A 10,071-nucleotide genomic window follows, 5' to 3' on the forward strand; every position below is an offset into this window, starting at 1 on the left:
CCAACTGGCAGATCTTCTGTTATTTGTAGTTGATGCGCGATCACATTTGGCTGATTTCTATGACATTTTACCAACAAAAACCGATGAAGTAATCATCGTTATTAACAAGTCAGACATTGCTGATTATAAAACCACCTTGAACCTTCAAAATGAATTGTCGGAATATAAAACGATTGTGGTTTCTGCAAAAAAAAGAATTGGAATTCACGAGTTGTCTACCATAATGGTTAACTACGTAAAAGGTAAGCAACCATCCGAAGAATATTTCGTCCTGACCCAAAAACGTCATTTTCTTGAACTAAAAAAAATGTCGGGTTTTTTAAAACACGCCGAGTCAAGTTTGAAACATCTTACAACAGCCGAAATGATTGTCATAGATTTACGCCTTGCATTGTCTTGTCTTGATGAGATTCTTGGCAAAACGGTTAATGATGACATTCTAAATAACATCTTCAATAAATTTTGTATCGGGAAGTGAGCGGTTTCACGTGAAACGGACGGACTTTGATATTATTGTGATCGGTGGCGGACACGCGGGCATTGAAGCCTCACTGGCTTCTGCTAGACTTGGCATAAAGACACTTCTCATTACCCTATCAATCGATTCTATTGGGCGAATGTCCTGCAATCCCGCGATTGGTGGGCTCGCTAAAGGCCATCTTGTTACCGAAATAGATTCTCTCGGCGGAGAAATGGCAAAGGCGACCGACGCTACCGGTATTCAATTTAAAATGCTTAACATGTCAAAGGGTCGTTCTGTTTGGTCTCCTCGCGCTCAGGCGGATAAAATCAAATATTCTCTTTACATGCAAGGCGTCCTTCAATCTCAAGATAATTTGTCAATACTCGAAGATTGTGCAACGGGCATCTTGGTGGACAACAATACTCTTATTGGCGTTCTTTCCGAAAGTCATGGCGAGATTTCCTGTAAAAAAGCCATATTAACCTGTGGCACTTTTCTTAATGGACTTATTCATATCGGCTTGGATCATTTTCCTGGCGGCAGAATCGGCGAGAGGCCAGCATCCGGTCTTACGGAATCTTTAGTTAGAGCGGGAATAATTTCCGGACGATTAAAGACTGGGACCACCCCCCGTATCCGTAAAGATTCCATTGATTTTTCAAAAACCATTGTCCAATATGGAGACGAAAAGCCATTTCCCTTTTCCTTCTTAACCGAGAATTTTTCTCCCCCCAATATTCCGTGCTATATAACAAATACAAATCCCCATACACACGAGATATTGCGCGGAGGATTGGATCGCTCTCCGCTTTACGCTGGAATTATTAAAAGCATTGGACCTCGCTATTGTCCGAGCATTGAAGACAAAATAGTCCGATTCCATGAGCGCGCCTCCCATCAAATATTTCTCGAGCCCGAATGGACTAACGCAGATGAATACTACGTGAATGGTTTCGCCACGAGTCTTCCTATAGACATCCAGTTAAAATCGCTTCATACGATCCCGGGATTAGAAAATGCGGTTATTGTTCGTCCTGGCTACGCTATAGAATACGATTTTTTCCCATCTTACCAATTAAACTCCTGTCTGGAAACGAAAAAAATAAGCGGCCTTTATCTTTCCGGTCAAATAAATGGCACTTCTGGATACGAAGAGGCGGCCGCACTTGGACTTGTCGCCGGTATTAACGCCGCGCTTAGTTTAAAGAAAGAATCGCCTCTTGTTCTTGGGCGCGATGAATCCTATATTGGTGTTTTGGTCGACGATCTCATCACCAAAAGCCCGGAAGAACCCTACAGGATGTTTACTTCAAGCGCAGAACATCGATTACTCCTGCGTTTTGATAATTCCGATATTCGTTTAGCAGAAAAAGGGTATAAAACCGGATTGACCCCACCGACTATCTATAAAAACGCCACCGAGAAAAATCGTATTCTTACAGAATCTCTTCGCTACCTGAAAACCCACTCCTTGTCATTAGATCACACAAACCAAATTTTATCCCGCATTCAACGGGCGCCCGCTTCCGGGAGTTTTACTCTTTTTAAACTGCTTTGTCGCCCAGAGATTCACTATCAACACATTGAACCCTATCTTCCACAAGATATCTCTTCGGCAATTAGATCCTTTCGTGATTTAGGAGATCAGATTGAAGTAGAATCAAAATATGAAGGCTATATAAAACGCAACCGAATTCTCGTCGATTCATTCAAATCTCACGAAGGGATTAGGATTCCTCTCGATTTTAATTACAGAAATATTTCTTCATTAACCATTGAAGCTCGTGAAAAATTGACTAAATTCAGGCCAGAGACGCTCGGTCAGGCCTCCAGAATTCCAGGGGTTTCGCCTTCCGATGTAACGTCGCTTTTAATATTATTGAGAAAATAACCACGGGTTTCACGTGAAACTGATGACAGGTTTTCTGGTAACGATCCTCGATCGTTTTTCGAGCCAGCCGATTGTTTCAAAAATTGCCGAAACATTACGATCAAGCCGATCTTACGTTACTATTAGTGGACTGAAGGGCTCCTCTATAAGCCTGTTTTCTGCCAATCTTTATAAACAATTTAAAAACCCGATTCTAATCGTTGTAAAAGATTCAACTGAGGCGGAAGACCTTCGAGATGACATGGAATCTTTAGTCGGTTCTGCGATGGTCTGCTACCTTCCCGACCGCGTATCCCGACCAACGCTTTTTTCTGAATTTGACACAACATACACCTACTTTTTACATGACACTATCAACAAATTGACTACGCTAAAAAATCCGATTATTATTTCCACTTTAAACGGACTTTCAACACCATTTCCCGAAAAGGAGGCCTATCGGTCAAATCTTGTTTTCCTTGAAGTGGGAAAATCTTTTTCGCGCGATGCTTTTATTAATCAAATGGTTGATTTTCACTACAATCCTGTCGATGTTGTCGAATATCCTTTTGACTTTGCCGTTAAGGGCGGTGTCATCGATTTTTTCCCCCCATCTTCCCGCCATCCATATCGTATCGAATTCTTCGATAACGTTATCGAATCAATCCGAACATTTAACACTGACGACCAATTGTCAATTGCTCGTGTTAATCGCTGTGCGCTTTACCCGAATCCAGATTTTCCCCGTGGGCAAAAAGAGTCGGCGACTCTATTTTCGTATTTATCTAAAGACGCCATAATCATTCTTCCGCATTACGAAACATTGCTTTCATCTGCAGAAAAATTTGATCTCTCTTTTACAACCACTCCTTCTTACAAGAACATATTCCTCTATGATGTTGCCGATGCACAATTTAATTTCAAAATTTTTCAGCCATCCTTTTATCAGGGAAGCATCACTTTTTTTAAGGAACATCTTGTTCGAATTTTGGAAAAACACCAACAGCCGACAATCGTCATCCTTTCCGGCAATCCAAACCAAACAAACCGCCTTAAAATCATATTGGACACCTTTCCAATAATTCTCTGTGATGGAACGCTATCTCATTCTCTCGAGATTCCCGATTTAGACCTATTCGTCTATGTTGAACATGAGCTTTTCTCAAGACAGCGCCAATCAAATGTTTTCAGAAGCGTCGCATCCGAGACTGATCTCCAAAAACTTGATCCGGATAATATTTCTTTTGGCGACATTATGGTTCATTTGAATTATGGAATTGGTCGTTTCGTCGGACTGAGAAAAATTACCGCATTCGGTTCAATTCGTGAGTGTCTGGTTCTTGAATATGCTGACAAGGCGCGTGTTTTCGTTCCTCTCGAAAAATTGAAGTTCGTTCAGAAGTACAAAACTTCCGAATCTTACTTCCCTAAATTGAATCACCTTGGCTCAAAGGAGTGGGAAAAGACCAAGACGATAACGGAGAAATCCCTTGAATATTTTTCGCAAGAAATCATCCGTTTATATGCATCGCGCTTGCAATCTTCAGGCTTTTCTTTTAATCCGGATTCCGAATTGCAGATCGAGATGGAATCCGAGTTTATGTTTGAGGAAACACCCGATCAAGCCACCGCCTCCGAAGAGATCAAGCGAGATATGGAAGCGCCCCGCCCAATGGACCGATTGCTGTGTGGAGATGTTGGGTTTGGCAAGACAGAGGTCGCCATTCGCGCCGCTTTCAAGGCGGTAGATAACTCTAAACAGGTTGCCATTTTAGTTCCAACAACCATTCTTGCCGATCAGCATTTTCATACATTTTCCGAACGCATTGCCAATTTTCCCATTCGAATAGGACTCCTTTCCCGCTTTGTCGATTCAAAGACAATAAAACAAACCATTAGGGCAATATCCATCGGAACGGTCGATATTGTTATCGGAACGCACCGCTTGCTATCTGAAGACATCCATTTCAAAGATTTAGGGTTATTGGTTATTGATGAAGAGCATCGGTTTGGCGTTAAGCATAAGGACAAGATCAAATCTTTCCGCAACAACGTCGATGTGCTTTCGCTCTCTGCCACACCCATTCCCCGTTCAATGCATTTCTCCCTCATCGGTGCTCGTGATTTTTCCCAAATCAACACGCCGCCGAAATCCCGACTTCCAATATTTACTGAAATTATCACATTCGACGAAAATCTTATTAAGACCGCTGTCTATCGGGAAATTGCACGCGGCGGACAAATATACTTCGTCCACAACGAAGTCAAAACCATCGAAGTGATGACAAGCCAGTTGCAGGCGCTTTTCCCAGAATTATCCATTCGTTTTGCGCACGGACAGATGACGGAAAAAGTTCTTGAACCCATAATGAAAAATTTCATCAACCAGAAAATCGACATTTTGGTTACAACGGCTATCATCGAATCCGGCATCGACATCCCAAATGTCAATACGATTTTTATTCACCGAGCACAGAATTTCGGATTAGCCCAATTATACCAATTGCGAGGACGTGTCGGTCGGAGCAATCGCCGCGCTTATGCGTATTTGATCGTCCCCAATCAGAATGCGCTGAGTCCGGACGCCATCAAGCGACTTCAAACAATTAAACGATACACATCACTCGGGTCCGGCTACTCCATTGCGCTTAAAGACCTAGAGATTCGAGGTGCGGGAAATGTTTTCGGCACCGAACAAAGTGGAAATATTAACGCTGTCGGCTATTCGATGTACGTTCAGATTCTAAAGGATGCCTTAGCCGCGGCAAAAGATGCTGAATTCGGAACGAAAATATCCCTTACGCCGGCCCCGCAAGACGTTGAAATCACGTATCCAAAACCTGCGTTTCTACCTGAAGATTATATATCGTCTTCTTCTATGCGACTTCAATATTATCGTCGCTTGACGGAGGCAAATACGCTACCAGAGTTGAAAAAAATCGAGAGTGAAATTCGGGATATTTTTGGTTATGTGCCAGAAACTGGTGAAAATTTTCTGGGTTTATCTCGCATTCGAATCGCCGCATCCGAATTGGGAATCAATAAGATAGTGTTTAAAGATTCTGTCGTTGAAATCTCTTTTGTTGACGCCAATCCATTTAACAATGACATTGATTTAATTGAGTCGATCAGAAATGCAACCCGAAATATCGGCTTTGCATATAAATTTCTCCCGTCAGACGAATTGAAACTACTCTTATTTATCAATCGTCCGGATCCGTTATTATCTTTAAAACATTTCTTGGATGTCCTGAAGGAGGCGATTAATTTATGAAGTTTTGTTATAGTTCTATTTATGAGGTCCCGGTATGAATCGTCGTTTTTCCGCTCTGGCAATATCTCTGATGGTTTTTCTGATGAGCACAGAGTCTTGTGGCTGGATCGTCAACCCAACTACCGTTGTCAGGATCAACACACAATGTGTTACCAAAGAGACGTTTGATCGGATTGTTCCACCTTCTGAATTCTCTCTCTTGTCGAAGCAACAGAAGATTGATCGGGTCGTTTCTTTTTCTAATTCAGAACTCCTCTATTATGACGCCATCAAGAAACATCTTGATCGCGACGCCTCAATCGTCCGGCGAATCAAAGATTTCACCCAAGAAAATATGGTTCAAATCTATTTGAATCACATGGTACTCGACTCGATTATCACCGAACAGTCATTGCGCGACGCTTACGAAAGATTACCCTTGGAATATCGCCAATACCACACGTTCTCCAGTGTAAAAAACGAGTTGAAAGAAAATGCCATCAAATATTCCCGCCCTCAAATTCAGCAAGCTTATCTGAATTTTTTAGAAGAGCTGAAGTTCCAAAATGAACTGCTGATTAATGAGAAAAATTTGAATCAACTTTTATCTTCTTTTACCGACTCTCTCAAATATTACCAATCTATTAATAAACCGGCAACCTATGTAGGAATTTTTAATAGCATTCAAACCAATTCGATTGTTGCTACAACCAAATCAAAGAGTTTCGATAAAAACTGGTACGTTGAAAAATTGTCAAGCAATGCTGAAAAAATCCCGCCGAACATTGGCTCCTTTGAAACCGCAAGTTATATCCTTGAGACAATAATTTTAGGTGAAATCATCAGCGACAACGCTCGCGCCTCAAAAATCGATCGGGATAAAGAGTTCGTTACGGCGCTGCACGATTTCAAACACCGTATCATTCTTAATCTTTATCGAAATAGAGAAATCGAAAGCCGCATCGCACTTTCCAACGACTCTTTGTTGGCGTTTTATAACAAGTATCCGTCTCAATATCTCTCTGCGCCGACGGCGGAGGTTTGGGAAATTTTCATCAAAGATAAAGCGAAAGCAGAACGGTTATTGGACTTAGCCATGTCTGCTAAAGATTTCCCGTCATTTGCCGCCAAACATACCGAGCGCCTGACTTTTGCAACAAATCAGAAAGCCTATCTTGGCTTTATCAATCGCGATCAATACGCCGGTATTGGTAAAAAAGCTCAAACCGTTCCAGAAAACACGGTGTTTAACGAATTAATTCCAAGCGGACTTGGTTATTCGATCATCAGGATCGGTAAAAAGAATCTTACGGAACCCCAACCATTTGACGCCGTAAAAGGCAGAGTACAGAATGATTTTTTAGCCGATACGAAAGCAAGAATGGAAAAAGCGATTATTAAGAAACTGAAACGTAAATATACAGTTAAGATTTACTGGAAGGTATTGGGAATGGATGTAAAGAACAAAGAGGTAGAATAGTGAGAAAATTTTTCCTTTTGGCGTTAATCCCACTTCTTTTTTCTTGCGGAACGCATAGTGATAAAAATAACGTAATTGCTCGCGTCGGAAAATCTGTTCTAACTCAAAAGGATTTGGAAAAAATGATTCCGGAGGCTTTAGAAAATTTTCCCATAAGCGAAAATTTTGTCAACTCGTTGGTTTCCAACTGGGTTCGCAAAGAAACGTTGTATCAGAAGGCTAAAGAATACCATTTTGACCGTGACGAATACTTACGTGTTAAGACAGATAATTTTTTACGTGATCTGACCATCGACTCTTACATACGCTACATTCTTCAAAATAACATCAAGATATCCGAAGTGGAAATCGACAATTACTACACGATGAATAAGAATAGTTTTGTACGAGATAAAGATGAAGCAAAGATTTCTCACGTAATTGTAAAAAACTTTGACGAGGCGCTAAAAATCAAATCAACTTTGGTTAATAGAGATTCTGAGGAGTTAAACAGCCTATTCAAAAAATATCCATTCGAGACAAAAGTTATCCGGCGGGGCGAATCTCTTACCGAGCTCGATAAAACGATCTTTACCAGTAGCCCAAAACAGGTTTGCGGACCAATTACATCTGATTATGGTTTTCATATCATCGAGATTTTGGGAATTTACAAATCCGGATCTACTCATCCCGAAGAGGATGTTCGTGATGAAATCATTCAACGCCTCACTGAGCAGAAAATCCAAGAAGAATACAGCCAACACGTCGATAGTTTATTATCGTCGGCTAATTATGAAATTAATCAAAAAAATATTTCTAAATATTTAGGAAAACAATGAAAATTAAATGTTTTTTACTGTTATTACTTTTTTCTTATTTCTGCCAAGCTCAGGAATTAATTGATGGCATTGCCGCAATCGTGGGCGAAAATGTTATTTTAAAAAGCGAATTCGATCAATTTGCTCGTCTGAATGCATCTCAACTTCACATCGACCCAACCAAAGATACTGAAAAATATCTCGAATTGTTAAAGCGATCGCTGGATGCACTTATTGATGAAAATATTCTTTTGGAACAGGCAAAAATCGAAACAATTGAAGTAAAAGACCGCGATGTTGAAAACACCTTGAATCAGCAAATAGAAAATATGATCGCTCAAGCGGGTTCCAAAGAAGCCGCTGAACAAATTTTAGGAAGTTCGATCAGTAAAATAAAAAGGGATTATCGATCCGTTATAAAAAACCGACTAATTGTCGAAAAACTTCGGTCTGAAAAATTTCAGAAAACCACCGTCAGTCGCCGGGAAATCAATACCTTTTACCAAACATATAAGGATTCTCTCCCGAAAATACCGCCGACACTTGATTTCAGCCATATTCTAATCCTCATCAAACCCGGAGAAGCTGAAGATGCCAACGCTATTAGCCTCGGTGACTCTCTGTTAACTGCAATTAAATCAGGCGAAGATTTCTCTCTATTAGCAAAAAAATACTCTGACGATCTTGCAAGCGCTACCTATGGCGGCGATCTTGGGTACATCAAGCGTGGCGGTTTTATTAAGGAATTTGAAGAGGTTGCGTTTTCTCTCAATCCGGGTGAAATCAGCACGCTTATTAAGACAACCTTCGGTTATCATATTATCCAGACAATCGATCGAAAAGGTGAAAATATCAATGTGCGACACATTTTGATTAAACCGAAATCTTCTGAACAGAATATAATCAAATCAAAGGCTTTTGCAGATAGTATTTATAATCTTATAGAAAATGGCTTGGTTTTCGACTCCGCCGTCGTGCGCTACAGCGATGATCCTGATGCAAAAATTACAAAGGGTAGAATTCGCCGAATCCCAAAAAATCAGATACAACAGGAAGAATTTATAACCGTTTTAGATAGTCTAAGAAGCGGACAAATAAGCCATGTTTTTCAAACAATGTTAGGTTTTCATATTTTGCGATTGAATGCTGTTTATGACGATACATGGACAACGCTTGAACAGTGGGCTTTAGAATATAAGAAAAATCAATTATACCGTGAATGGGTTAGTAAACTCCGATCTCAATTTTTCATCGATATAAAATAGGTTATTAAGTTGTTAACAACATTTTTATTTTTCGTTGATTAGTCATATTTATTTTTTACAATTTTAATTCAGTCTACATAAGTTCTCTTTAGAATAGGTTAATAACATTTTATTAACATGATTGTTTACAACTTTTCTCCCTCAAATTGCCCTTAGAATTACTACTTATAAACAAATTAACATATTTAATAACATAATCAACTTTTTTATTTCTTCATATAAAACTATTCATGATATATTCCTATGTGACAAAGATTTCTCATTTAAGCAATACACAAAAAAAAGTCAAATTCATAATTAGTAAAGTTCTTGTTTTAGACTAAACTTTTTGGTAAAATTATCTGACGATAAAGTTCTTAAAAATGGGAGGTCATAAAATGCAGTTTTCAGTCAATAAAAATACCCTTCTTTCAAACATCCAAAAAGTGTCCAAAGTATCGCCTTCGCGTTCAACGATGCCTATTCTGAATAGCATTTTATTTGAAGTCGAACAAAATAAACTGACGCTTAGGACTTCCGATATAGAAATAACTATGTCAATATCGGTTGAAGTAAAAGGAATTGAGGATGGATCTATAGCAATTCCATCAAGAATGATTCTCGATATTATCAATGAACTTGATGATAGTGATATTGAAATTAAAACAGACGGAGACGCAAGTATAACTATTACCTCATCTCACGGTGTTTATAAAATTCCAGGAAGACCCGGAGATGAGTTTCCTTCCACGCCAAAAATCAGTCTCATGAATTATGTAACGATTAATAATAAACTGTTAAGTCGATTAATTCAAAAGTCTATTATTGCAGTTAGTAAAGATGAATTGAGACCCTCATTAACCGGTGTGTTTTTTCAAATTAAGGAAGGAGAAATAAGCGCTGTTTCTACTGATGGTCATCGACTGGTTTGTATGGTAAATAAAGGATTTAATAATCAGAATTT

General features: G+C 39.5%; 7 protein-coding genes. All 7 read left to right on the forward strand.

All coding sequences use genetic code 11. The features are described 5' to 3' along the window. A partial coding sequence (locus COT43_11275) for a hypothetical protein (GenBank protein PIS27283.1) occupies positions 1–478 on the forward strand: 478 nt, incomplete at its 5' end. 10 nt (positions 479–488) lie between these two features. After that, positions 489–2,354: a tRNA uridine-5-carboxymethylaminomethyl(34) synthesis enzyme MnmG gene (locus COT43_11280; protein PIS27284.1), complete on the forward strand. Its 1,866-nt coding sequence runs from the start codon at positions 489–491 to the stop codon at positions 2,352–2,354. Positions 2,355–2,376: 22 nt separating this feature from the next. Next, positions 2,377–5,607, forward strand: coding sequence for a transcription-repair coupling factor (mfd, locus tag COT43_11285; GenBank protein ID PIS27285.1), 3,231 nt, complete (start codon positions 2,377–2,379; stop codon positions 5,605–5,607). A 34-nt stretch (positions 5,608–5,641) separates the two neighbouring features. After that, positions 5,642–7,066 (forward strand): hypothetical protein, encoded by a 1,425-nt coding sequence (locus tag COT43_11290; GenBank protein ID PIS27286.1) that lies wholly within the window; start codon positions 5,642–5,644, stop codon positions 7,064–7,066. Beyond that, a complete protein-coding gene (locus COT43_11295) occupies positions 7,066–7,884 on the forward strand; it encodes a hypothetical protein (GenBank protein ID PIS27287.1) in 819 nt (272 codons plus the stop codon). The genes COT43_11290 and COT43_11295 overlap by 1 nt, the downstream gene beginning before the upstream one ends. Continuing rightward, positions 7,881–9,128 (forward strand): hypothetical protein, encoded by a 1,248-nt coding sequence (locus tag COT43_11300; protein PIS27288.1) that lies wholly within the window; start codon positions 7,881–7,883, stop codon positions 9,126–9,128. Before COT43_11295 ends, COT43_11300 begins: the two co-directional genes overlap by 4 nt. A 377-nt stretch (positions 9,129–9,505) precedes the next feature. Next, positions 9,506–10,071 (forward strand): DNA polymerase III subunit beta (dnaN, locus tag COT43_11305; GenBank protein ID PIS27289.1); only part of this gene is annotated, 566 nt, incomplete at its 3' end.

The sequence above is a fragment of the Candidatus Marinimicrobia bacterium CG08_land_8_20_14_0_20_45_22 genome (assembly GCA_002774355.1).
Taxonomy (GTDB): Bacteria; Fidelibacterota; UBA2242; order UBA2242; family UBA2242; genus 0-14-0-20-45-22.